The following is a 26,300-nucleotide window of genomic DNA, read 5'->3' as shown; positions in this document are numbered from 1 at the left end:
TTAAAATTCACCTGCTACTAATCGCTCTAAAAAGAAACTGGTATTACCACCCAGTAAAGAGCTGGAAGGCCATTCAGATACTTCATCTGCTAACTGTCTAAGTGCCAAAGCAGCAGCAGAATCTGGATAAGCAATTAATACAGGTTTTTGCATTTTTACTGCCCTGTGTATGTGTTCATCAAAAGGTACCGCTCCTAAATAGTCTAGCTGAACCTCAAGAAATTGCTCGGAAACTTTGAATAATTTGTTAAATAATTCCCGTCCATCTCTTTCATTTCTCACCATATTGGCCAAAATATGAAAACGCGTCCATTCATAACGTTTACTCATTACTTTAATTAAAGCATATGCATCAGTTAATGAAGTGGGTTCATCACATACAACAACAATTAATTCTTGCGATGAACGGGCAAAACTTAAAACCGTGTCTGAAATCCCAGCTGCAGTATCTATAATCATGTAATCTAAATCATCGGTGAGCTCATTGAAGGCATCGATGATTCCTGCAAGCTCCGGTGGAGAAAGTTGGGTCATAAATTCTGTCCCTGAAGCTGCGGGAATGACACTAATGCCATTTGGTCCTGGCAAAATAATGTCACTTAAATGACAGGCGCCCTGTATTACATGAGATAAATTATACTTTGTATGTAATCCCAGCATAATATCGATATTTGCCAATCCTAAATCGGCATCGAGTATCATCACTCTTTTGTTAAGCTGGGCCAAACCAACTGCCAAATTAACGGAAACATTGCTCTTGCCTACTCCGCCTTTCCCGGCAGAGACAGCAATTACCTTAATTGGTTTAGCACGTGACAGATTCCTCAGACCTGAAGCCTGATCACGTATATTTTTCTTTACTTTAGACATGATATTCTCTCCCAGCACCTTGGTGCCCTTTTCCAACCTTGTTTGTCTGGAATAGCTGTGCTTCCTGCTCTGCAAACAACTCAATTAGTTGGTGACGTGTTGCCATTTTAATGTCTTCGGGTACACGTTGTCCGTGTGTGAGATAGCTCACTGCTAAACCTGACTCAATGAGTGCGCTTAGTGCACCACCTACTGCTAATGACTCATCCAGTTTGGTTAAAATACACTGATCAACTTGATTTGCCTCATAACGTCTTATGGCATCCACTAATACTTGATAGTGGCTGGTTGCAGGTAGAACCAAAACCTTAGAAATCGATTGCAAATAAGTGCCTAATACATGCATTTGTTTTGCAACTCGCTCATCTGCCGGATTCATTCCCGCGGTATCAATCAAAATTAATTTTTTGTCGCTTAATTGTCGTAATACTCGTGCTAAGGAAACTTCATCCTGAGCAACACAAACCTTAACACCCAAGATTTTTCCATACATCATAAGTTGTTCTTGTGCGGCAATGCGATAAGTATCCATAGTGACTAGTCCTAACTTATCGGCCCCAAATCTCAATGTAAATCTCGCCGCAATTTTGGCTAATGTCGTCGTTTTTCCGACACCAGTTGGCCCTACAAAAGCGTAAACGCCACCTTCTTCTATCCTATGGGTATCACGTATGGTCAATTGCTCAGAAATAAGATTCAGTACTGCTTCCCAGCCTTTTTGCTGATTCAAATCAGACCGCACAGAACATGCCCAAGTCGCAGCTGTAGTGTGACTTACCCCCAGATACAGGAGCTTCTGAAGCAAAATGGTATGCAAAGGCTCATGAACACCGACATTTCCTCTTAATTGGGCCTCAAGCATGCCCCTTAGTGTTTGAATTTCTTGACGCATATCATCAAGAGGAGTTTGCATTTGAAATTTATTAGCCTGGCTTGGTGGTTCAGCGCAAGCTACTGCGGCTGAAGTTGAAAGAATTGTTTCATCAAAATCAATCGCAGCAACAACTTCCACGCCACCTTCTACATGGTGACTGGACAAAATGACTGCATCGTCACCAAGTGTCTCTTTAATTTGTTTCATAGCGCTGCGTGTATCGGTCGCAACAAAACGTTTTAATTTCATAAAGCCTCCTGCTTATGAAGAAATTTGTTACTATTCACGCAATGCCTCTATAGAAATTGTAGTCTGATTGTAGGAAAACTGAGAAATTTATGTTCTAAGTTTCTTTTTTCTTTCCAAGGCTACTGTTCCATATTACAGACCCAGTGGCCATTTCTATCCTACTGTACCTACTATTCTTATTTGTTTGTTATCAGGAATCTCCTGATACGACAAAACATGAAAGTCATGAGAGATATTACGCACAAATCGTGCCAATACTGCACGTATGCCTGGTTGTACCACTAATACAGAACTCTCTTGTTTTGCCTGCTGCTGCATTGCTAATTGTGTCAAAGAATGTTGCATTTTATCCGCCATTCCTGGCTCAAAGTTTACGCCTCCAGTCCCACTGCTCTGAATAATGTTTTGCAATAATTGTTCCAACTCGGGTTTTAACGTAATAATTGGCAGTTCCTCGTGAATTCCACTGATTTTTTGTGTGATTAATCGCGATAAGGCAATCCGTACCTGACTGATTAAAAACTCAGTATCCTTAGATTTTGGCGCTAACTCCGCCAAAGTTTCGACTATAGTGCGTATATCCGTTAGTGGAATATGCTCAACTAATAATCCTTGTAATACTTTACTGACCATTCCTAAGGAAAGACCATCTGGAACCAACTCTTTCACTAATTTAGGTGAGTTTATTGCAAGCTTATCTAAGAGCTGTTGTGTTTCTTCATAACCTAATAATTGCTGACTGTTTTGCTCTAATATTTGGCTTATGTGGGTCGCAACAACTGTTGAGGTATCAACGACGGTATAACCTAAGGTATGTGCCTGTTCTTTTTGACTCTCATTAATCCAGACTGCTTCCATACCAAATGCCGGATCATGGGTTTTTATTCCTTCAATGTCACCAAAAACTTGTCCGGGGTTTATAGCCAAGCAACGGTCCAAATGAATTGCGGCCTCGCCCATTACAACTCCGGCCAAACTAATTCGGTAATGGTTAGGCTTTAAATCTAAATTATCACGTACATGTACCGAAGGAATTAAAAAACCCAGCTCTTGAGATATTTTCTTGCGCACCCCTTTTATACGAGAAAGTAAAACCCCTCCTTGTGACTGATCCACTAAAGGAATCAGACGATATCCTACTTCAAGACTAATCACGTCAACAGGGTTCACATCATCCCATGATAGTTCTGATGAAATATTGGGACCTTGCACCGCCAGCGACTCACTTTCCTGACTGAGTTGTTCCTTACGTTTTACTTTTTCTTGTTGTTGAAACAAATAAGCAATTCCCGCCAGACCAGCAGCAAGTAAAATAAATGCTACATGAGGCATTCCAGGAATAATACCAATCAGCCCGATAATCGCTGCAGCAATAACTAATGAGCGTGGATTTGCCAGTAATTGAGAAATAACTGCATGCCCCATATTCTGTGCACTGGAAACTCGCGTAACAATAATGGCTGCGGCAGTTGATAAAACTAAAGAAGGAACTTGCGCAACCAAGCCATCACCAATGGTTAATAGAATATAATTATGCAATGCATCTGCAACTGTCATCCCATGCTGAAAAACACCAATAATCAACCCACCAATAATGTTCACAACCAAAATTAAAATCCCAGCAATTGCATCACCACGAACGAATTTGCTGGCACCATCCATAGAGCCGTAAAAATCGGCTTCCTGCGCTACCTCTAATCGACGTTTTATCGCCTGTTCTTGATTAATTAGACCCGCATTCAGATCAGCATCGATAGCCATTTGCTTCCCAGGCAAAGAATCCAAAGTGAAGCGCGCACTGACTTCAGATACACGGCCAGCACCCTTGGTAACCACAACAAAATTTATAACAACCAGAATAATAAATACGACAAGACCTACCGCATAGTTTCCCCCAATAACCACTTCACCAAATGATTGAATCACATGTCCAGCAGCATCAGTTCCTTTATAACCATTTAATAAAACCACACGAGTTGAGGCTACGTTTAAAGACAATCGCAATAAGGTTGCAAGCAATATGACGGTTGGAAATACGGCAAAATCCAGAGGCCTTTCACTGTATATCACCGCTAACAGCACGACTAAAGAGAGAGCAATATTAAAAGTAAAAAACACATCCAATAAAAAAGGCGGCAAAGGCAACATCATCATGCCAAGCATCATGATGAGCGCCAAAGGTGTGCCTAAACCTTGACGCATCCAATATTGAATATAGTGCAATGCTTTATTCATTAGCAGTCTCCTCTGCTTCGCGTGCTAATTCTGGTGGAATAGGAACATCCTGTAACACAGTAGGCTTATAATCATAACGCTCCTTATCACGCAGTTGAAACACGTAGGCTAAAACCTGGGCTACAGCGACGTAGAGTCCCCTTGGTATTTCTGCATTTAATTTGGTAGAAAAATAGAGGGCGCGAGCTAACGGTGGCACTGTAATAATAGGAATTTGATGTGACTTTGCAACATTACTAATTTGGAAAGCAATCAAGTCCTTACCCTTTGCCACCACTATTGGTGCTTTATGACTCTTATCTTTGTAGCTAATTGCCACCGCATAATGCGTGGGGTTCGTTAACACCACATTTGCTTTAGATATTTCATTCATCATACGTCGGCGTGAAATTTCTTGTTGCGCACGCCGAATAGCACTTTTTACCTCTGGCTTACCTTCTGTTTCTTTATATTCATCCCTCAATTCTTGCATCGTCATTTTCATATTTTTTTGATGCTCATACCATTGAAAAGGTACATCAAAAGCAGCAATCAAAATTAAACTGGCGGAAATCAATACAAATGATTTCACAACAATTAAAGAACCACTCCCAATCGCTGTTTCTACAGGAACATGGGCTAAAGCTAATAATGCAGGAACTTGTGTTTTAAGTACTGCTATGGCGACAACTGCAACAATGAGGAACTTAAAAAACGATTTGATCATTTCGGCAAAACCTTTCACCGAAACCATCCGTTTAAGCCCTTGAAATAGATTGAGTCGTGAGAATTTGGGCTGTAGGACTTGTCCACTAAAAACCCAACCGCCCATAAGCAACGGAGCCAATAAGGTAATAAAAAAAATCACAACCAATAAGGGCACTAAAGACCAAAACCCCATCTTAGCTAAAAAAAACAAACGCTCAAAACTCTTTGTTGGCGTAATAAGAACTCGTGTATCAAACTCAAAAGCATGGTGCATCATAGTTGCCATTTGATGTGCTAATTGCTTTCCAAAAATAAGAAAGCCCAAAGCAGTAAAGAGTAAGGTCACTGTAGTATTGAAATCTTTCGAGCGAGCAACCTGCCCCTTTTGTCGCGCTTCTCTGAGCCGTTTGGCCGAGGGCTGTTCGGTTTTTTCTTGTGCTTGTTCTTGATCCGCCATCAGCGCAACATCCCTATCATAAAACGCACCCCATCATTGATAAGATCAGCCATTTGTGCAGCAACACTCGGCAAACCCACCTTAATCACAACCATTCCCATGATTAACGTTATAGGGAATCCTAAAGAAAAAATATTTAATTGCGGTGCCGCCCGAGCCATAATCCCGAAGGCAAGGCTCACAATAAGTAAAGACAATAAAGCAGGAATTGAAATCAATAATGATTGTTTAAACATCCAACCTGAAAATAAAATAACATTCCATACCATAGATTGAGTAACTGAAAGCTGTCCTATAGGCATCATTCTGAAACTATCTAATAAGGTCTCAAAAACCGCCAAATGTCCATTAAGCGCTAAAAAAATTAAGGTCATCATCATTGAATAAAGCTGACTAACCAATGGAACACTGGCTCTGCTGGTAGGGTCCATCATCACCGCAAAACTAAGTCCAGCCTGCATTGCAATAATTTGTCCACCCAAAATAAAAACCTGAAAAACAAGTTGTAAGACAAATCCCATTAACAATCCAAAAAGCAATTCCTGGATAATGTATCCCAAAAAAACACCTTTGAAATTCAGGAATGAAAGCTCTTTAGGAACCATAAAAGCGCAGACACAACTTAAAAAGAAAAGCAAAATAATTTTAATGCGACCAGGTATTAACATAGAGGAAAATACAGGTACTGTAAGCAATAAACCACCAATACGTCCCATGGGCCATATAACCTGACTTACCATGCTTATTATTGTTGGATAATCCAGCTTCATCTTGGGGTTAGCCTATTAAATAAGGAATATTGGTAATTAACGAATCCGTGTAATTCACCATCGTCTTCAATAACCAAGGGCCAGCAAATACGAGCATCAAAAAAGTAATAAATAATTTGGGTATAAAACTCAGACTCGTTTCATTAATTTGTGTTGCCGCTTGAAACATGGACACGATAACTCCAACAATCAAACCAGGCAGAATGAGTACGGTGATCAATAACAGCATCAAATACACACCTTCACTGAATATAGAAACTACAGACTCTGGGGTCATATTATTTCCCTATAATTTTATAGCCTTTTTACAGACTCTTCTTTCTTTTTAATTCACTTCATCATGCCTTTAACTCATGGCAAAACTTGATGCCACTGATCCTAAAACAAGTGTCCAGCCATCAACCATAACAAAAAGCATGATCTTAAAGGGTAATGAAATAATTAAAGGCGATAACATCATCATACCCATAGCCATCAGAACACTGGATACCACCATATCAATAATCAAAAAAGGTAAAAATAAAATAAAGCCAATCTGGAATGCTGTTTTTAATTCACTGGTGATGAACGCAGGAATCACCACACTCATGGGGACTTCATCAAGCGTAGCTGGATTTTTTTGCGCAAATTTTTCAAACATGGATAAATCATTTTTGCGTGTCTGATTGAGCATAAATTCACGTAGAGGCACTTGTGCATTGGCTAAAGCCTGAGGAAATTTTATGGTCTCTGCAAGATAAGGTTGTACTGCAGTATCATTAATTTTATTAAATACGGGTGACATCACAAAATAAGTCATAAATAAAGCAATGCCAATTAAAATTTGATTGGTTGGAGTTTGGGCCATGCCTATAGCCTGGCGCAAAATAGAAAGCACTATAATGATTCGTGTAAAAGCTGTCATTGCCATCAACATTCCAGGCAAAACAGTTAACAAAGTCATAAAAATCAAAATTTGGAGGTTAACGCTGTAGGTTTGTTCTCCGTTTGCTCCAGGTTGTACTGTCATTGCTGGTAAGGATAAAGGTGCCGCCTGCAAAGCCACAGGAACACAACAAAATAAAATAACAAACAATGTAACCTGGGTGCGGCGCAGCGAAACCCGGGATTTAAAAGCACTCATTACTATTTCCATTAAGTCCCATACAGAGGATAACCAGTTCCGTACGTATAAATTCATTCTATTCATCTTATGATTTCACAACCGATTTAAGCAGATCTGCAAATGAAGATTTATTTGTAGTATCAAAGCCTGGTGGCAATTGTTCACCAAAATCATGGAGTAACGTGACATTTCCAGCACCTGAGCCAACCAACAAATAACGTGTTCCTACTTTTAACAAAGTGATTTTTTCCTTTGGTCCCAAAAGCATAGAGGCCACAGATTGAAATCCTTTTGCCGACCCCATTTGCATACCATGTAAACGCTTCACTACCCAAGACAATACAAGGATGAGCAATAAAACCAATAATAAGCCCATCACAACACGCATGAGCTCTCCTTGACTGAGTACACTTTGCATTATCTTAATCGCTTAATTCGTTCTGCTGTACTAACAATATCAGTTAATCGCACACCAAATTTATCATTCACCACAACAACCTCGCCATGCGCAACCAGAGTGCCATTAACCAAAACATCCAGTGGATCACCCGCTAAACGATCCAGAGCAACAATACCTCCTTGGTTTAATTGCAGTAAATTACGAATGGTCATTTTGGTACGACCAATTTCTACCGTCACGGATACCGGTATATCCAAAATCAAATCCATTTTCTCACTGTCTGCATCCTGAGGAAGATTATTGGCTGGTTTTGGTTGTTCTATTGCTTCTTGAGACATTATTTATCTCCCTAATAACTAATATTTTTTATTATTTTTACTGCGCGTTTGTCATTTGCAGTACCTTGAGTTGCCGTAAAACCTGGAGTCCCTTCAATATCTAAAGTAACTATTTCTTTCATGTCCATAGGGATGAAGTCACCTACTTGCCATGACATCACTGCCCCCAGAGTACTTTTTGTTTCAGCCATTGCCGAACTGACAGTTAACTCAACATTCATTAACTCTTCTTTCAGTGATTTAACCCAGTTGGGATCAATTTCATCATCAGGTCGAGATGCACCAAGCTCCAATTGCTCTTTAATCGGCTCAACCATGGAGTAAGGTAAAATGAAATAGAACGTTCCAATTTCTTTGCCAAAATCCATAGAAAAACGGGCTACCAACAGCATTTCATCAGGTTCTGCAATATTGACCAACTGTGGGTTTGTTTCATCATTAAATTTGGTAATATCAAGCTGGATAATTGGCTTCCACGCCTGAGTCAGATTGGCAATGAGTTTTTTGGTAATGACATCCATCACACGCAACTCAGTCGCAGTAAAATCAGTTCTGTCTTTTTGAGCAAAAAATTGCGAGCTTCCACCAAAATAATAGTCGACCAGATCGTAGACGAAAGTACTATCAAAAAGAATAATACCTTTACCTCGTAATGGTTTGAATTTAGAAATACACATTAAGCTTGGATTGGGTAAGCTCTCCATAAAGTCGCGATGCTTTATAATGAGTAATGGATCTTGTTTAATCTCAAAATCTTTGGCGGTGACATTATAGACATCCGATGCAAATAAGCGCGCAGCGCGATCATAAATTCTATCTAATACTGGTAACTTGCCTTTGACGATGCGTTCTTGAGCAGTAAAGTTAAGAGTTTTTACATCATTTTCTTTTGTTTCTACTGTCTCAAATACAGCTTCTGCTACCTGTTTTTTTTGACCTTTTGCTTTTTTATGCCCAGCTTTTTCAGGAGCCCCTGTAGTCTCTGTTGAGTCTTTATGCACTTCTTCAGGAGTTTCGCCTACAGTTTTCAGCAGCGCATCTATTTCTTCTTGTGATAAAACGTTTTTATCAGCCATATAAGCAATCCATACTAATTTTTAAGCTTGAATTCACTCATTAAATTCAAGCAAGTATCATGATTTTTCTATTGAATGACTACGATATGCAAACTGTATGCCATTTGTGAAAAAAGGTTTTATTACATTGCTATTAGATGAAGCGCGTTTCCCTTCTACTCATAGGGAGAGGAGACTAAGTGGCAGTATTATCCTAGGTGCTGCACCCAGGCTACAATTTAAATGGAAATAACCGTGATGCAGGCGATTTGACAGTCAAAAAAATTTTATGCCAATCATTTGACAATGTATTCAAATTAACGAGAAACAATGCAGGTAATTTTACTCATTCGTCTCTTGCTGGCATTTTGCCTGTGCCATTCTTCGGCAATTATCCTGGCAATCAATTTGCTCTGAGTTTAAGCATTGAGAATTAATACAATCCTGGCTCGTATTGTTGATGCACTGCGATTTGTCATACTTCTGTGCGCCTATATTATCCTGAGGAATATCCGCCGCGAAAAGTGAAAGAGAAAAAAAGAAGCTCAAAAAGCTTAAAAAAGTTTTCATCATAATTCCTTTTAATTATGTTTCTAAATGAATTATAGTCTTAATATTGAAAATAATTGAATCACGAAAAAAATGCACAGCAAAACACAAACGCTCAGCAATTTTAGCCGTGCACACTTTAGTCAGTCATCCTGTCTACGTCCAGATGATGAAGCGCAACTCGTTGATTATCTGGCACATAACCCGCAACAAAATCTACTCGTGCGAGGCTCAGGTTTAAGTTATAACGACAGTTGTTTTAATACCAATGGATTTATTATCGACAGCAGACGCTTGAATCATTTTATCGATTTTAATCACGAGACAGGGATTGTGCATTGTCAAGGTGGTGTATCACTTAAAGAGTTATTTTTAGTACATCCTGATTTCATTCCACCCGTTCTTCCTGGCACAGTCCACATTACAGTGGCAGGTGCAATTGCTCACGATGTACATGGAAAAAATAATCACCAGGCTGGTAGTTTTGGCCACCATCTCATTGAGTTTGATTTATTGATTGGTAGTAAAAAATTCCATTGCAGCCGTGAAAAAAACAGTGACTTATTTTATGCCACGCTTGCAGGATTAGGCCTTACAGGCGTTATTACTCGTACCGCGATCCGTCTTAAAAAAGCATCTCGTTTTGTGCAAGCAGAACACAAACCATTTGCATCCATGCAAGCACTAACAGAATATATGGCCACTGAAGGTATTCATCATGATTATCAAGTATCCTGGCTTGATCTTCTTAACCCAACACCACGAGCGATTCTTTCGGTAGCGGATTATTGTGAGCCAATTAACGATAAAAAACCCAAAGTTCATACCGTACCTAAAGTGCCCTTTTCTTTAATCAAAGCATGGAGCATGAAATTATTTAATCAGCATTTTTTTAACAATAAAAAAGGGCATGAAAAACTATCGCTTGAACAATTTAATAATCCGCTTGATAAGCTCATGCACTGGAATAGACTTTATGGTCCTAAAGGATTGATCCAATTCCAAGCAGTATTTAGTGCTGAGCAGGTTAGAACTACTTTGGATAAACTGATTCAATTAATGCGGATTAATAAAGCAACACCTACTCTTGCAGTCCTCAAGTTATGCACACAAGCAGGAGAAGGATTACTTTCTTTTTGTGAACCAGGATTTACCTTAGCGGTTGATTTTGTTCATAACAATCAGGCGAAACAAGCGATACGTGCAATGAATCAATTAATCACTGAGCTTAATGGTCGAGTTTATTTAGCGAAGGATTTGCTTTTGAATCAAGAACAATTCCACAGTATGTATGAGAACCATCAGCAATTTTCTCAGACACTGGAGCACTATGGATGTACAATGCACTCTGATCTGGCAAAACGATTAGGGATAAAAAAATGACGCAAAGAACTTGGGTAATACTTGGTGCAACCTCCATTATTGCAGAAAAATTTGCACATATTGTTGCTCATGAAGGACATCAATTGCTCTTGGTAGGCCGCCAACAAACCCCGCTGCAAATCATTGCGAACGATATCAAACTGAGATATAAAACAAGCTGTGATGTGCTGATTGTGGATCTGCTTGAGCAGGTGGATGAACTACTCACTGTATTAAAAACAAATGATCGTGAATTGGATTTGTTCATTGCCCACAGTGATTTCACTAATAACGATCATCTGAATTATGAAACAATTACACACCTCATTAAACTCAATATTCTAAGTACATCTTTAATCATCCATACCTACTTGAGTCGTCAACAAAAAGAATATAATTTACTATTTCTAAGTTCCGTTGCAGCATGTAGAGGACGCTCCAAAAACAGTCTTTATGGCGCAAGCAAAGCAAGTATTGAAATTTATCTCCAAGGCTTACAACAATCCGCCAGCGACAACCAACACATTACAATCGCCCGCTTGGGTTTTATTGACACCAAGCAAACTTATGGCGTACCTGGAGTTTTTTATGCGGCACCTGCAGACGCTTGTGCAAAAGCATGTTGGAATGGATTAATGCGTCGAAAAAAAATGTTTTATTATCCTTATTTCTGGCGAATGATTATGGCGATAATCACTCGTTTGCCATTCTTTCTTTATAAGAAAATGGGTAAGGTTTGATCGTATCTTTTGAGTTTTTAAAGCGCTCCGCACAGAGCAAAAGTATTAGTCTTATTTATTAATGCATCTCCTATTCTATATTGAACAAGAGATGCAATTTCATTTTTTCTGTATTTTATTATGCAAATACATTTTTAGCTACATCGCCATTCGTCATTCTGATGCGAGTGAGGAGTCTTTGCGGTATGGTAGAATCTCTCACTGTTTGAGATAACAGAGTAAATTAAAATTAACCAATTAAATACAACTGCTGCAAGCAGCAGTTGTATTTTAATGTCACTGCAACTATATATATTTCCCCTACATAAGTAATTATTTAAAGATCTTAACCATAGGTAAGATTGTTTTTATCAATCCAAAAAATTGTAAAATGTAGATGACGAGTACAATAAGTACCAGCACATTTAACAGGCTTTTAATTGATGGGGGCATAGGAATAAAAGTATCTATTAGCCATAATACTAACCCAAAAACAACAATTACAGCGATCAAATTCAGCAACCCGCTCATAATTATCCTTATTAAGATGGTTTTCTGTATGAAATTATAGCAGATTTACAAATACTTAGCTTTTTTAATATCCAATTAGAGCATAATGTAATTGTAGTGATGATTCGTATCGCTATTATCCCTGCATGTATTAAATAATTCGTTGACAAAAACACGCAAAACAACCGTAGGCTGGGCTGTTGTTAAGCCTAGCGTTTTAACATCGCTCTAAATATTTCCCTCTTGGGAACAACCATGGATAGACACTTGCTAATTGTATATATAATGATAAGTGGGTAAGCAAGAAAAACGCTGGGCTTAACAACAGCCCAGCCTACTTTTCCACAGTCAAAATAAGGGAAAAAGATGTTTGCAGAGAACTCCGAATTACACTGTGCTAATCCGGTAACATTATTCGCTTTGTGTACCTGTTTTTTCCTTCAATAGATCACGAATTTCCGCTAATAAAGTTTCTTCCCTTGATGGTGGTGTTTCTTTTTTTTCTTCTTTTTTTCTTAATAAAGAAATCCCTTTGACTGCTATAAAAATTGAGAAAGAAATGATGGTAAAGTCAATCACTGCTTGGAGAAACTCGCCCCACTTCACAACTGCATCTCCGAGTGTAAACGTTTTATTGGCGACATTGACACCACCTAATAATAGACCAATTAAAGGCATGACAATACCACTAACTAAAGAACTAATGATTTTGCCAAATGCAGCGCCAATCACTACTGCAACAGCGAGATCAATTGCATTTCCTTTAACAGCAAATTGTTTAAACTCTTGTAAAAAACTCATGTCATCTCCTTATAGATGGTTATTTTACAAAAAGTAGCCTAGAGTCCACATCTTATTCACCAAACGGTTACGGGGAAAAGCCAGGCTACATCAAATCGATTTATGAATGGTGGCGAACCATTTCTCTAATTTCTTCTATCTTTTTCTCCAAGTCATCCGGAGCAACGCCGCCGCCCTGAGCCATATCATCTCGACCACCACCCTTTCCACAAAGATGTCTTACCAAAGTAGCTGCTGTAGGTGCTTTGCCTAAAATATTTTTACTCACCCCAGCAATCACATTCATTTTACTTTGATCGAGGGTAAATAAAACAATCACTGCAGAATCAAGTCTTGATTTCAATTGATCCAAGGTAGTACGCATGGTTTGGCTGTCTGCGCCTTCCAATTGTTTCACAAGCAAATTGATTCCATTGATTTTTTCCACCTCATTTGCCAGATCAGCACCTGATTTTTGTGCTTTCTCACTTTGTAATTTGGCAATTTCTTTTTCCAAACCTTTATTTTCAGTGATGAGTTGTGCGATTTTATCCGCTAAATTATTTGTTGTGGTTTTTAATAAAGAGGCTAATTCGCTCAACAAAAATTGTTGCTCATTAACCCAGGTTAAAGCATAACGACCAGTCACCAGCTCGATACGTCTTACACCACTGGCAATCCCATATTCCGCAACAATTTTAAATAGACCGATATCACCAGTCCTTCGTGCATGTGTCCCACCACAAAGTTCTTTAGAAAACTCTCCCATGGATAATACACGTACTTCATCTGTATATTTTTCTCCGAAAAGAGCAACAGCACCACTTTCTTTAGCCGATTCAATATCCATAACTCGGGTTACAACTTCATGATTCGCACGAATTTGATCATTAACTAATAGTTCAACTTCTTGTATTTGCTCTGCAGTTAATGATTCAAAATGAGAAAAGTCAAAACGCGCACGCTCTGCATCTACCAAAGATCCTTTTTGCTGTACTTGTGGCCCGATGACTGTTTTAAGTGCGGCGTGCAATAAGTGCGTTGCGGTATGATTTAAACGAATAGCCTCGCGGCGTTCATTATCAATTTGTGCTTTAACCAACAGATCTAAAGTACCAGTGCCTTCAACTACTTCTCCATAATGCACTATGGCTTGGCCTTTCTTTTGTGTGTCATCGACACGAAAACGTAAACCTGCACCAGTTAAAATGCCCTTATCACCTACCTGCCCTCCACTTTCCGCATAAAACGGTGTATGGTCAAGGACCACAGCCCCTTTCATACCTTTATTTAAGGTGTTTACTTCTTTTCCTTCCTGAAGTAAGGCAATAATTTTTGATTCCATTTCCTTTTTTTCATACCCATGAAAATCAGATTGGTAATCTAATTGTGCACTAGTACTATAATCAACACTGAATTGGCTGGCTGCCTGAGATTGCTCTCGTTGTTGTCGCATCAATTGATTAAAGCCATCCATATCTACATAAAGATTTTGTTCTCTGGCTATATCCGCTGTCAAATCAACAGGGAAACCATAAGTATCATACAGTTTAAACGCGATTTCCCCAGATATTTCGTGGCCACCCAGAGAATGCATTTGCTCTTGTAATAAACGCAAACCCTGATCAAGCGTACGAGCAAACTGATTCTCTTCTTGAGTAAGAATTTTCTCTACATGGCTCTTATATTTTATCAATTCAGGATAAGCATCACCCATGACTTTAATTAAGGGCTCAACTAACTTTGAAAAAAACGGTGTTGGTAAACCTAACTTATTACCATGTCTTATTGCTCTTCTAATAATTCTTCTCAGCACATACCCTCGTCCTTCATTGCCAGGAATCACTCCATCAGCAATTAGAAACGCACATGATCGAATATGATCGGCGATGACTTTTAGCGAGGTATGGTTTAAATCGATATTATTTCCAAGTTGCGCAGTAGATTGAATCAAATATTGGAATATATCGGTTTCATAATTGCTGTGTACGCCTTGAACTACTGCAGCAAGTCGCTCAAGTCCCATACCTGTATCCACGGATGGTTTAGGTAGAGGATGCAGATTCCCATCTTTATCGCGATTAAACTGCATAAAAACTAGATTCCAGATTTCTATATACCGGTCGCCATCTTCATCAGGGCTTCCTGGAGGACCACCTGGGATTTGAGGACCATGATCATAAAAAATTTCAGTGCAAGGGCCGCAAGGACCGGTATCGCCCATAGACCAAAAATTATCTTTTTCACCACACCGTGAGAAACGTGTGGCTGAAACGTTCATTTCTTTTAGCCAAATATCTTCTGCTTCCTGATCGTCTTTATAAACAGTCACCCACAAACGTTCTTCAGGTAAACGCAGAACTTGAGTCAAAAATTCCCAAGCAAATTTTATGGCCTCACGCTTGAAATAATCACCAAAACTAAAATTACCTAACATTTCAAAAAAGGTATGGTGTCTTGCTGTATAACCCACGTTTTCCAAATCGTTGTGCTTACCGCCTGCACGCACACAACGTTGTGCAGTGACTGCCCGTTGATAAGAGCGGGTTTCAAGTCCTAAAAATAAATCCTTAAATTGCACCATACCTGCATTGGTAAATAATAAAGTAGGATCATTAGCAGGAACTAAAGAGCTGGACTCCACGAGTTGATGGCCACGTTGTGTGAAATAATCAAAGAATGCTTGTCTAATTTCAGAACTTTTCATTTTCTAATTCAATACCAATTTGAGTTAATTTTTATCTGTAGCCTGGGTGCAGTACTCTTCATCATCCCAAGCACAGCAAGGGATAACGTCCCAGGTTTCGCTACGCTGCACCCAGGCTACAAAGCTATTTTTTTCATTCCCCAAAGACTACGATCTCATTTTTATCTTTTCAATTCTTTTTTCACTTGAACAATGGTATCCATTCCAAATCCACGATACAGCAAAAAACGCTGTTGTTTTTGCAATTCATCAAAAGAAAGATCAAGTTGTCCTTTACTTTTTTTATGCCAAACATCTAATGCATAAGTCAACCAATTATCTTCTTCTTGTCGCATGAACTGCTGAATTAATTCCTTATCAATTCCTTTACTGCTCAATTCCTGGCTTATTTTTAAAGGTCCATAACCCTGCCGTATACGTGAACGACTGTATATTTCTACAAAACGTCGATCACTTTGTAAATCCAAGCGCCGGCATTCATCCAATGCGTTGTTTACTTCAACTACACTATATCCTTTTTGTTTTAACTTCTCATACAGTTCTAGTGCACCGTGCTCGCGCCTAGACAACAGGCGCACAGCACTATCAAATGCTTTAGTCATCGGCGGTCTCAAATTCTTCCGCACTGGCTGCCGCAAGCATAGGTAATTTCTTCTCTAAGAGCTCAGTACGAATGAGCTGCTCAAGAGTTACTGCAACTTGAGGATTCTCCTTCAAATACAAGCGAACATTATCTTTGCCTTGGCCAATTTTCTCTCCTTTATAACTGTACCAAGCACCAGATTTTTCAATCAGATTGAGTTGAACACCCAAATTGATGATTTCACTTTCACGAGAAATACCTTCGTTATAGAGAATATCAAATTCTGTCATCTTGAATGGTGGGGCCACTTTATTCTTCACTACTTTAACTCGTGTTTCGCTTCCTAAGATTTCCTCACCTTTCTTAATTGACCCAATGCGGCGAATATCTAAGCGAACAGAAGCATAGAACTTCAATGCGTTACCACCAGTAGTTGTTTCAGGGCTGCCAAACATGACACCAATTTTCATACGAATCTGGTTAATAAAAATAACTAGGGTATTAGACCGTTTAATATTAGCAGTTAATTTACGTAACGCTTGTGACATGAGTCGAGCTTGTAAACCAACATGTGAATCCCCCATTTCTCCTTCGATTTCCGCTTTGGGAGTCAATGCAGCAACAGAGTCAACAATAATTACATCCACAGCTGCTGAACGTACCAACATGTCGGTAATTTCTAGAGCTTGTTCTCCAGTATCAGGCTGAGAAACCAATAACTCATCCACATTAACACCCAGCTTTTGTGCATAGCTTGGATCTAATGCATGTTCTGCGTCAATAAATGCGGCCGTACCACCCATTTTTTGACACTCGGCAATAACTTGTAAAGTTAGCGTGGTTTTACCAGAAGACTCTGGTCCATAAATTTCAACGACACGTCCTTTGGGTAAGCCACCAATTCCCAATGCAATGTCCAAGCCTAACGATCCTGTTGAAATGGCTTCGATGTCTCGGGATACGGTGCTGTCGCCCATACGCATCACTGATCCTTTACCAAATTGACGTTCAATTTGCGAGAGAGCGGCTGATAATGCTTTTTGTTTATTTTCTTCCATAATATTTTCCAGGTAGTTTGCAAGGGTAAAATTATCACACAGATAGGAACAAGCAGCAAATTGATTCACAGGTTTAAAATGAGTTTTTTCACTCAAGCCCGAGCCACGCAAAGTTGTATAGAAAATCATCTTTTTGCCCTACTACTTCATTTAACTGGTAACCTAAGCAGGACACAGAAATTATAAAATTAATCACCCCAGAAAATATTATCTTTAATTCTTTTGTTAAGAAGCATTTCTTCCAAGTCAATATCACAATTATTGATCTAAATTTCATTAAATGGTATAATTTTAAAACAAACGAAGGGTGGCAACTATGCAAAGTAAACATGAACAACCGTCACTAATTTCTAATGTCGCATCCACGGCATTATGCGCTGAGCGCGCGGTAATGAATATTACTCGTTCTGCTAAGCATCTATTTTTTCCTACAGCAGATGAATCAAGAGTAAGCTTTATAGATCGTACTCAAGTTGAACTGAAACAAAAAGGATTCGAGATAGCTAATGATTTAACCAGCATCGTTCCACGAAAATAAAGTACCTAGTAAAAATTTTTATCCATTTTTAATATAGGACAGAAGGCCTGATAACACGACTTCGCATGCAGCCAAGCGTATATCTTGTCGGTTTCCAGTGAATTGTTTTCTTACTACTTTAGAATTTATGTCTTTAGCTGCCCACCCAAAACACACAGTTCCTACTGGCTTTTCAAGACTGCCTCCATCTGGACCAGCAATACCAGTAACTGAGACAGCCACATGTCCCGCACTATGTTGTAAGGCACCAGTCGCCATAGCTTGAGCAACAGGCTCACTCACTGCACCATATTCTTCGATTAATTGTTTAGGAATAGACAATAACTCTTCTTTAGCAAGATTACTGTACGTAACAAATCCACGCTCAAACCAAACTGAACTTCCAGGAATGTCTGTGAGATAGCTTGCAACAAGTCCGCCAGTACATGATTCAGCAGTAACTAATTGCCAGTTCTTTTTCTTTAAAATAGCAGCAATTTCTTTGATGAGATTGTCAAAAGGATTCATAAATATACCAGAAATATTCCTGGGTTATGGCTTACGCCGTCACCCAGGTTAAAATCTTAGTGTTGTGTTTGGTTTTGGGTTCCACCAGCAGGTTGAGCTGGTTGTGTTGTTGTAGTGGTATTATTTTCAGTTCCAGCAGTCGGTTGCTTATTACCTTGCTGACCGCATGCAGTTAAAGCAAGCGCTAAAAACCCAGTTGCTGCAATTATTGCGAAACGATTCATTACATTCTCCCTATAGATTAATATTTTTTTTAAATCCCTTTAGATTCTAGCAAATAAATTTAAATTCAACCATGACCTGTTGATATTTCAACAAAAAAGTCAAAGCCTGTAGCACTATCTTATTTTAATAGTCTAAAAAATTAACAATCCATTGGGCAAATACGGCATCATCACATGGTTGCTGTAGTGATTTTAATCCACACTCGACTAACTCCTCACCAAGTCTGTTTTTCCGCATTTCAATCAATGCTTGGGAATAAACTTTACTAAATTCAGGATGACCTTGCACAGTAAGCAGGTTGTCACGAATTTGCAGCATATAAAACGGACAAAAATCACTTGCAGCCAGAACCTCTGCTTCAGAAGGAAGAACTAAAACTTGATCCTGATGGCTCACAATCAAGTTAAGCTGATTAAGGGATGGAGACATCCATGCTTTGCGTTGGGTCATTTTATTAACGGACATTCCTACCCCCCAACCCTTAGGCGATTTTATAACCTGACCTCCTAAGGCTTTCGCAATAAGCTGATGACCAAAACAAATCCCTATAACCTTTTTGTTTGCTTCATGAAGCCGCAATACAAACTCTTCAAGACCTGTAATCCAAGGGAAACCATCGTTAACACCATGACGGCTACCAGTAATAATATAAGCATCAGCAGCATCGAGATGACTTGGTAATTCATCACAACGCACATCATAAACAGTGAATGTCAAATTCGACGCTACTTGCTGTAGTAGCTTGATATACATGTCTTGATAAGTGCCATAAGTCGCAACCAATTCTGTCTCGACTTGATCACATTGCAAGATTCCAATATTCATGTCGCTCCTTTAAGGTGCTTCTGCCAATCTAATCACTAGTCTACAAAGGATATGGATCCCCATGGATAGCTGCCGTAAGAATATTTTTATATTGCAAATCATCAAAAAGAATTGGATTACTTTGTGCGGAAGGATCTTCTGTCGCCATTGTCGCAATACGAGCCACATCATGCGCATCAATACCAATTTCAAGCAAACTGTGCTCGATACCTAATTCACGACGTAAATGTAATATCCATTCCAGAAATCCAGCAAATCCATTATCAATTGCTAAGTAATTCGCTAAGCGCACTATTTTTTGTTCAATTACGGAACGATTGGCTTGCACTACATACGGCATTAAAATTGCATTTAATCGGCCATGATGCGCATCATAGATTGCACCCAATGGATGAGCGAGCGCATGCATTGCACCTAACCCACGCTGAAACGCTGTTGCTCCCATCATCGAAGCAACAAGCATTTGTGTTCTGGAATCTAAATCATTGCCATTACGCATGACTTGCGGCAAATGTTCTTTTATTAAACGTATCCCTTCAAGAGCAATCCCCTCTGCCATGGGATGATAATTGGGTGCACAATAGGCCTCTAGACAATGAGATAATGCATCCATACCCGTTGCTGCAGTAATCTTCGGTGGTAAAGCGACCGTTAATTCAGGATCTAAAATAACGATGGAAGGTAACATCTTTGGATGAAAAATAATCTTCTTGCGTTGGTGCTGCATATCGGTTATCACCGAAGCACGCCCAACTTCCGAACCAGTACCTGCCGTGGTTGGTAGTGCTATAATAGGGGCGATACCTGCAACATTCACTCGTTGCCAATTATCTCCAATGTCTTCAAAGTCCCATAGGGGACGGTTTTGTCCAATCATTAATGCAATTGCTTTGCCTGCGTCTAAAGCAGAACCGCCTCCAAAAGCAATAATTCCATCATGTTGGCCACTTCGATAAGCTTCCACGCCAGCAAAGACATTTTCACCTGTTGGGTTTGCTTTTACATCCGAAAATAAAGCACCATGCAAACCCGCATTACGACAGTTCGCTAATGCTGATTCAATCATAGGTAATTTTGCAAGATTGCTGTCTGTGACTAACAAAGGGGATTTCATCCCCAGAGTATGGCACGCATCGACAAGTTCGCATGCACGCCCTGCCCCCACCTTTATTGAGGTGGGATAATTCCAGTTAGCCTTTAATGATGATGTACTCATTTATAGATCCTTTTCTGGAGTCTGTTTACAATTCCCCCAGTTCAAGTCCGAGGGAATTGTAAAATAACCCCTAATTGTTTGTTTTTATATGAAAAGACTTAGGTCTGGTTAATACCTCATATCCTATAGAAGAAAGCGTACACCCACGTCCAGAATTTTTGACTCCAGTCCAAGCCAACGCAGGATCCAAATAATCACAACGATTGATAAAAAATGTTCCTGTTTGGAGCTGTTCGCCAATGGCAATTCCCTGCTCTATATCTTGAGTAAAAACAGCGGCTGTTAAACCATAATCACTGTCATTCATTAGTGCAATCGCTTCATCGTCGCTATCAACAGGCATAATACCTACTACGGGTCCAAATGTTTCTTCAGTCATTATCCGCATTTTATGGTTTACTTCCGTTAAAATCTGCGGAGCCATGTACGCAGATCCGGGTTGATCCATAACAAATTTTTGGCTATCGATATGGGCTACAGCACCTTGTGCCAACGCTTCTCGAATCTGGCCACGAACAAACTCTGCGGCAGAGGAGCGCACGAGTGGTCCTAAAGTTGTATTCGGATCATCAGGACGTCCAAGTCGATACTGCATCGTCAACGCTACTGCTTTATTAACAAACTGCTCATAAACATCTCGGTGGACGTAGATACGCTCAATACCACAACACGATTGGCCTGAATTAAAAAATGCACCATCCACAAGTGTTTCTACCGCGTGATCAATATCAGCATCGAAACGTACATATCCAGGATCTTTTCCCCCAAGTTCTAAGCCAATATTCAAAAAACGTCCTGCCGTAACACGCTCCACCATCTCGCCACCAGCAACCGAACCCGTAAAAGCAACATTATTTATTGCAGGGTGATACAAAACCTTTTCTGTATCTGCATGAGTTAGATGCAAATACTGAAATACCCCTTCAGGGAGATTTGCCTCTCTAAATGCTTGGGCAAATCGTTCCGCAACAAGTGGTGTTTGCGCTGAATGCTTCAGTAAGACAACATTTCCGGCCATAATAGCCGGGATAATCGCATTCACTGCGGTAAGGTAAGGATAATTCCATGGAGCAATAACAAAGGTCACTCCTAGTGGTTCTCGTTTGATGTAACGAATAAAACCTGTTTTTTCAGGCAGCATAATCGGCGCAAGTGCGGCACTTGCGGCAGCAATCATATAACGTGCACGCTCCTCAAAACCATTAATCTCTCCTGCAGCAGAGCGGATTGGGCGTCCCATTTGCCAGCAAATTTCCCAGGCAATCTCGTCCTTATTAGCAACTAAGGCATCTACAGCTGCGCTGCAATAGCGCTCACGCTCGCTCAAAGTGGTATTAGCCCACAGCTTTTTGGCACTTAATGAGCGGTCCAAAGCGAATTGGATTTCATCATCTTTAGCAAAAGCACGCTCTACATAAAGCGAATTATCTATAGGCGAATAAGTTTTCAATGTATCGTTCATAATTTCGAAAATCCAAGTTAAATAATTTCAAAATAGCGATCTAATTCCCAATCAGTAATATGACGACGAAACTCACGTTCCTCCCATTCGCGAGAAGCTGCAAAATGCTCGACAAAGGGTTGGCCAAATAAAGTTTTGGCAGCCTTTGACTCTCTAAGGCGAGAAGCAGCTTCCCACAAAGTTCTTGGCAAAGCGAGTTCCGCTTGATGGTGTTGTGTATAAGAATTACCTTTAATTTCTGGGTATGGCTCCAGTTCATGCTCAATGCCGTACAATCCAGAACCTAAGGCCGCAGCCAAGGCCAAATAAGGATTTGAATCAGCAGAACCTAGGCGATACTCGACACGTTGTGACTTATCACTTCCAGGGATAACGCGTAATGCGGTTGTACGATTCTCTACCCCCCATGTCGCATCCGTTGGTGCCCAGAAGCCTGGAATCAGTCGAGAAAAACTGTTCACAGTAGGAGCAACCATTGCTAAAAACTCAGGCATTAGTTTTTGTTGTCCTGCTACGAAATGTCTTTGAATTTTACTCATATTATGTTGCATCGCAGGATCGTAAAAAGCACTGCCTCGATTATTTTTATGTCGTAAAGAGAGATGGATGTGCCCACTTTGCCCGGGATAGTTCGGTGACCATTTGGCCATAAAGGTTGCCATTTTATCGTTTCGTTGCGCTAAAACCTTCATAAATGTTTTAAATAATGCCGCCTTATCGCCTGCTTCTGTGGCGTTATCTACAGCAATAGCTGCTTCAATTACCCCAGGACCTGTTTCTGCATGCAAACCTTCAATAGGAAAATCCATGATCTCGCTCATATTGAGGATTTGATGATATAAGTCGGCATGAACCGTGTTGCGAATCATCGAGTAACCAAAAAAATCGGGGGTCATGGGTTTTAAATCACGAAAGCCTTTAGCGCGTATACTGTCTGGCGTTTCATCAAACATAAAGAATTCATATTCTAATGCCGCATAAGCATCAAACCCCATCGCATCTGCTTTATTAACCATGCGGCGTAGTAATGCTCGTGGACATAGATTTTCAGCTTCCCCAGCAAATTCAGCCATAAATAACAGCTGATTCTCTTCAAAAACAAGATCGCGACATGTTTCTGGCAAAATGCGCACTAAAGCATCAGGATAACCTGTGTGCCAGCCTGTATATTTTCCATTATCATAGAGCTTATCTTTGGAGTCCCAACCTAAGATCACATCACAGAAAGCAAAACCATTATCCAAAGCCGAGAAGAATTTATTACGGCTCATATACTTTCCAAGCATCACTCCATCCACGTCAAATAAACCAACCTTGACATGGCTTAGATTACGCTCCTCAATAATTTGTTTTGCGGCCTCAACAGTTTTAACATCCTTTGCAGTTAACATAGCCTTTCCTTTGCCAGTTCATTGTAACTAAATGATAATATCTCAGATTCTATTCTTGAAGCTAGGGTTATTTATTGACACTTAAAAAGACAATCATGCAAAAATAATTGCGGTTTCATCTGCCCCACATTAAGGATTTCTATCATCACATCTCTGCTCATTTTGATGAATATAAATGACCTCTACTCTACCTTTAATGATTTTGCTAAAATCGCCGCACTTTCAACTCGAGATAACAGCCTTCATGACTACTTCCCATACTCCAATGATGCAACAATATTTACGCATTAAATCAGAATATCCTGATATGCTCTTGCTCTATCGTATGGGTGATTTTTATGAGTTATTTTTTGATGATGCCAAACGGGCGTCACAATTATTGGATCTCACGTTAACTCATCGCGGTCAATCTGCGGACAAGCCAATTCCCATGGCTGGTGTTCCTTATCATGCTGTGGAAAATTATCTCGCACGACTGATCAAAAAAGGTGAATCAGTAGCTATTTGTGAACAAATAGGAGATCCCGCAACCAGTAAAGGTCCCGTTGAACGACAAGTAACTCGCATTATCACCCCAGGGACAGTAACCGATGAAGCACTTTTGGATGCTAAAAAAGATAATTTATTACTGGCCATTCACCACCAAAAACAAAAAATTGGCTTAGCTTGGGTTGAACTCAGCAGCGGACGTTTTCACATTCAGCAATTAACAGAAACAAATCAACTCAGTGCGGAGCTCACACGCTTGCAGCCTGCTGAATTACTGTTACAAGAAGAATCTCCCTTGGAAGAGTACTGTCTGAATTTCCCAATTAAACTTCGGCCAGGTTGGGAGTTTCACTTTGACAATGCTAAAAAACTCTTATGTGAGCAATTTGCAGTAAATGACCTTAGAGTATTTGGTGAGGAAGAGAATGCTACAGCACTTGTTGCAGCAGGGGCATTATTAACCTATTTGCATGCGACACAAAAACAAGCTCTTCCTCATTTAACAACAATGACACTTGAACATAGCAATGATTACTTGCAACTGGATGCATCGACACAAAAACATCTCGAAATATTTGAAAATATGAATGGCAGTCATGAAAACAGCCTGTTATCGCTGTTGGATAAAACTGCATGCTCCATGGGCAGTCGTTTGCTCAAGCGTTGGTTAGGAAGACCTCTCATACAACATGAGCAAATTATGGCACGCCAGAATGCCATAATGGAAATCATGCGTCTTCAATGCAACATGTCTGTCTATGAATTACTAAGACAAACATGTGATGTAGAACGAATTGTCTCACGCATTGCTTTAAAATCGGCTCGCCCACGTGATTTAGTCGCTTTAACTCATACTTTAGCGTTACTTCCAGAATTGAATTCCATACTGGCCCATCACTCAAGCGAGCTCATAGTACAATTAAAAAAAGACATTAAACCATTACCGACACTACAACAATTGCTTGCTGCAGCAATTATAGAAAATCCACCCGTGTTAATTCGCGATGGCGGGGTTATCGCACCAGGTTTTGACGAAGAGCTTGATGAGCTTAGGATGCTCAGTACACGTGCTAATGACAAACTCCTGCATTTGGAGCAAGAAGAAAAGCAAAAGACTGGCCTCTCTTCTCTGAAGTTTGGCTTTAATAATGTACAAGGTTATTACATTGAGCTTTCTAAAGCCCAATCAGAAAAAGCACCTACTCATTACCACAGAAAACAAACCTTAAAAAACGTGGAGCGCTATATTACGCCGGAATTAAAGCAGTTTGAGGAGAAAGTATTATCAGCACAAGTTAAGGCTTTGGCACGTGAAAAGTGGTTGTATGAAAACCTGCTACTAGAAATCCAAAACAACATCAACGAATTAACGCTTTTGGCACAAGCATTGGCCAAATTAGATGTGTTAGCCACTCTTGCGGAACGAGCTCAAAGTTTCAATTGGTGTTGCCCTAATCTGGTGCCTGAATCACAAATCTCCATTGAGGCAGGTCGTCATCCAGTAATTGAACATTTGCTGCAAGAGCGTTTTATTGCTAATGACTTACAACTCAAACCATCACAAAATATATTGCTCATTACCGGGCCCAACATGGGAGGTAAATCAACCTACATGAGACAAACTGCTTTGATTGTACTTCTAGCACATATTGGCAGTTTTGTACCCGCTAAATCGGCAACTTTAGGACCTATCGATAGAATTTTTACCCGTATTGGCGCCAGTGATGATTTAGCCTCCGGACGCTCCACTTTTATGGTGGAAATGACAGAAACCGCTCAAATTTTAAGGCAAGCAACCCATAAGAGCCTGGTCTTAATTGATGAAATTGGTCGCGGTACCAGTACTTATGATGGTATGGCATTGGCCTATGCCAGCTGTGCTTATCTGGCTACGAGCATTAAAGCATACACTTTATTTTCTACGCACTACTTTGAGTTAACTAATCTTCCTCAACAATGGTCCTGCATCCGCAATGTTCATTTGCAAGCATCATTGGAGACCGGCCGTATCATTTTTTTATATCGTGTCGAACCAGGCCATGCGAATCGAAGTTACGGACTTGAAGTAGCCGAGCTTGCAGGGATACCTCCTGAGGTTTTAAAAATTGCGCATACGCACTTAAATCATATGCAAAATCAGGCACCTCCAATAACTCAAACGCAGTCTATAGTTCAAGTAAAACCCCTCTCACCTATTTTACGAGAGCTAGCGCAAGTTGATCCGGATCGTTTAACAGCAAGAGAAGCACTTGACTTAATTTATAGGTTCAAAAACATGGAGACAGCTGATCTGTAAGCTTTATGTAGTAAAGTCAAAATGCAATCAAAAGTAAGTTGGG

The 26,300-nt window shown here is 39.9% G+C and carries 26 protein-coding genes; 4 read left to right on the top strand and 22 right to left on the bottom strand.

Annotation, left to right across the window (positions count from 1 at the left end):
- From Lste_RS17930 to Lste_RS19005, 11 genes are all read right to left on the bottom strand, one after another.
- Entirely contained in the window at positions 1–870 is an 870-nt protein-coding gene (locus Lste_RS17930; protein ID WP_058512340.1) for a MinD/ParA family protein, read from the bottom strand.
- Positions 863–1,993 (bottom strand): flagellar biosynthesis GTPase FlhF, encoded by a 1,131-nt coding sequence (gene flhF, locus Lste_RS17925; protein WP_058512339.1) that lies wholly within the window; start codon positions 1,991–1,993, stop codon positions 863–865. The genes Lste_RS17930 and flhF overlap by 8 nt, the downstream gene beginning before the upstream one ends.
- Positions 1,994–2,146: 153 nt before the next feature.
- On the bottom strand, positions 2,147–4,228 hold the full coding sequence (gene flhA, locus Lste_RS17920; protein ID WP_058512338.1) for a flagellar biosynthesis protein FlhA: 2,082 nt from the start codon (positions 4,226–4,228) through the stop codon (positions 2,147–2,149).
- The gene (flhB, locus tag Lste_RS17915; protein WP_058512337.1) at positions 4,221–5,372 is read right to left on the bottom strand and encodes a flagellar biosynthesis protein FlhB; all 1,152 of its coding nucleotides are present in this window, start codon (positions 5,370–5,372) and stop codon (positions 4,221–4,223) included. Before flhB ends, flhA begins: the two co-directional genes overlap by 8 nt.
- Positions 5,372–6,142, bottom strand: coding sequence for a flagellar biosynthetic protein FliR (fliR, locus tag Lste_RS17910; RefSeq protein WP_058512336.1), 771 nt, complete (start codon positions 6,140–6,142; stop codon positions 5,372–5,374). Before fliR ends, flhB begins: the two co-directional genes overlap by 1 nt.
- Before the next feature lie 7 nt (positions 6,143–6,149).
- Positions 6,150–6,419 (bottom strand): flagellar biosynthesis protein FliQ, encoded by a 270-nt coding sequence (gene fliQ, locus Lste_RS17905; RefSeq protein WP_058512335.1) that lies wholly within the window; start codon positions 6,417–6,419, stop codon positions 6,150–6,152.
- A gap of 69 nt (positions 6,420–6,488) precedes the next feature.
- A complete protein-coding gene (fliP, locus tag Lste_RS17900) occupies positions 6,489–7,265 on the bottom strand; it encodes a flagellar type III secretion system pore protein FliP (RefSeq protein ID WP_058512334.1) in 777 nt (258 codons plus the stop codon).
- 67 nt (positions 7,266–7,332) lie between these two features.
- Positions 7,333–7,665: a flagellar biosynthetic protein FliO gene (fliO, locus tag Lste_RS17895; RefSeq protein ID WP_058512333.1), complete on the bottom strand. Its 333-nt coding sequence runs from the start codon at positions 7,663–7,665 to the stop codon at positions 7,333–7,335.
- On the bottom strand, positions 7,665–7,985 hold the full coding sequence (fliN, locus tag Lste_RS17890) for a flagellar motor switch protein FliN (RefSeq protein ID WP_083504015.1): 321 nt from the start codon (positions 7,983–7,985) through the stop codon (positions 7,665–7,667). Before fliN ends, fliO begins: the two co-directional genes overlap by 1 nt.
- A gap of 11 nt (positions 7,986–7,996) precedes the next feature.
- Positions 7,997–9,061: a flagellar motor switch protein FliM gene (gene fliM / locus Lste_RS17885; RefSeq protein ID WP_058512332.1), complete on the bottom strand. Its 1,065-nt coding sequence runs from the start codon at positions 9,059–9,061 to the stop codon at positions 7,997–7,999.
- A gap of 321 nt (positions 9,062–9,382) precedes the next feature.
- Complete coding sequence (locus Lste_RS19005) at positions 9,383–9,613, bottom strand: hypothetical protein (protein WP_237760523.1); 231 nt, start codon at positions 9,611–9,613, stop codon at positions 9,383–9,385.
- A gap of 69 nt (positions 9,614–9,682) precedes the next feature.
- Here Lste_RS19005 and Lste_RS17875 point away from each other — a divergent pair, with 69 nt between their 5' ends.
- Together Lste_RS17875 and Lste_RS17870 are read left to right on the top strand one after the other, a co-directional pair.
- Complete coding sequence (locus tag Lste_RS17875) at positions 9,683–10,972, top strand: FAD-binding oxidoreductase (RefSeq protein ID WP_058512330.1); 1,290 nt, start codon at positions 9,683–9,685, stop codon at positions 10,970–10,972.
- A complete protein-coding gene (locus Lste_RS17870) occupies positions 10,969–11,691 on the top strand; it encodes an SDR family NAD(P)-dependent oxidoreductase (protein WP_058512329.1) in 723 nt (240 codons plus the stop codon). Before Lste_RS17875 ends, Lste_RS17870 begins: the two co-directional genes overlap by 4 nt.
- 312 nt (positions 11,692–12,003) lie before the next feature.
- Here the strand turns inward: Lste_RS17870 and Lste_RS19690 are convergent, their stop codons facing one another.
- The 5 genes from Lste_RS19690 to recA form a co-directional block, all read right to left on the bottom strand.
- Positions 12,004–12,201 (bottom strand): Thivi_2564 family membrane protein, encoded by a 198-nt coding sequence (locus Lste_RS19690; protein ID WP_058512328.1) that lies wholly within the window; start codon positions 12,199–12,201, stop codon positions 12,004–12,006.
- Between the two features lie 390 nt (positions 12,202–12,591).
- Positions 12,592–12,981, bottom strand: coding sequence for a large-conductance mechanosensitive channel protein MscL (gene mscL / locus Lste_RS17860; protein WP_058512327.1), 390 nt, complete (start codon positions 12,979–12,981; stop codon positions 12,592–12,594).
- Between the two features lie 100 nt (positions 12,982–13,081).
- A complete protein-coding gene (gene alaS / locus Lste_RS17855; protein ID WP_058512326.1) occupies positions 13,082–15,667 on the bottom strand; it encodes an alanine--tRNA ligase in 2,586 nt (861 codons plus the stop codon).
- 161 nt (positions 15,668–15,828) lie between these two features.
- A complete protein-coding gene (gene recX / locus Lste_RS17850) occupies positions 15,829–16,269 on the bottom strand; it encodes a recombination regulator RecX (RefSeq protein WP_058512325.1) in 441 nt (146 codons plus the stop codon).
- Positions 16,262–17,308, bottom strand: a complete 1,047-nt coding sequence (gene recA / locus Lste_RS17845; RefSeq protein WP_058512486.1) for a recombinase RecA — start codon at positions 17,306–17,308, stop codon at positions 16,262–16,264. Before recA ends, recX begins: the two co-directional genes overlap by 8 nt.
- A 316-nt stretch (positions 17,309–17,624) precedes the next feature.
- Between recA and Lste_RS17840 the strand changes: the two genes are divergently transcribed.
- Positions 17,625–17,846, top strand: coding sequence for a hypothetical protein (locus Lste_RS17840; protein ID WP_058512324.1), 222 nt, complete (start codon positions 17,625–17,627; stop codon positions 17,844–17,846).
- 18 nt (positions 17,847–17,864) lie between these two features.
- Here the strand turns inward: Lste_RS17840 and Lste_RS17835 are convergent, their stop codons facing one another.
- From Lste_RS17835 to Lste_RS17815, 6 genes are all read right to left on the bottom strand, one after another.
- Positions 17,865–18,353, bottom strand: a complete 489-nt coding sequence (locus tag Lste_RS17835) for a CinA family protein (RefSeq protein ID WP_058512323.1) — start codon at positions 18,351–18,353, stop codon at positions 17,865–17,867.
- A 56-nt stretch (positions 18,354–18,409) separates the two neighbouring features.
- Positions 18,410–18,577 (bottom strand): hypothetical protein, encoded by a 168-nt coding sequence (locus tag Lste_RS19455; RefSeq protein ID WP_193393443.1) that lies wholly within the window; start codon positions 18,575–18,577, stop codon positions 18,410–18,412.
- A 124-nt stretch (positions 18,578–18,701) separates the two neighbouring features.
- Positions 18,702–19,403 (bottom strand): glutamine amidotransferase-related protein, encoded by a 702-nt coding sequence (locus Lste_RS17830; protein ID WP_058512322.1) that lies wholly within the window; start codon positions 19,401–19,403, stop codon positions 18,702–18,704.
- 40 nt (positions 19,404–19,443) lie between these two features.
- Positions 19,444–20,619, bottom strand: coding sequence for an iron-containing alcohol dehydrogenase (locus tag Lste_RS17825; RefSeq protein WP_058512321.1), 1,176 nt, complete (start codon positions 20,617–20,619; stop codon positions 19,444–19,446).
- 70 nt (positions 20,620–20,689) lie between these two features.
- A complete protein-coding gene (locus Lste_RS17820; RefSeq protein ID WP_058512320.1) occupies positions 20,690–22,081 on the bottom strand; it encodes an aldehyde dehydrogenase family protein in 1,392 nt (463 codons plus the stop codon).
- Between the two features lie 17 nt (positions 22,082–22,098).
- Positions 22,099–23,472, bottom strand: coding sequence for a glutamine synthetase family protein (locus Lste_RS17815; RefSeq protein ID WP_058512319.1), 1,374 nt, complete (start codon positions 23,470–23,472; stop codon positions 22,099–22,101).
- Positions 23,473–23,716: 244 nt separating this feature from the next.
- On the opposite strand from Lste_RS17815, the gene mutS reads away from it, so the two are divergent.
- On the top strand, positions 23,717–26,257 hold the full coding sequence (gene mutS / locus Lste_RS17810) for a DNA mismatch repair protein MutS (protein ID WP_058512485.1): 2,541 nt from the start codon (positions 23,717–23,719) through the stop codon (positions 26,255–26,257).
- Positions 26,258–26,300: the final 43 nt, after the last annotated feature.

Origin of the sequence: Legionella steelei (genome assembly GCF_001468005.1) — a bacterium.
GTDB lineage: Bacteria > Pseudomonadota > Gammaproteobacteria > Legionellales > Legionellaceae > Legionella > Legionella steelei.
The sequence above is the reverse complement of the archived record's forward strand: the minus strand, read 5'-3'. Positions and strand labels throughout refer to the sequence as shown.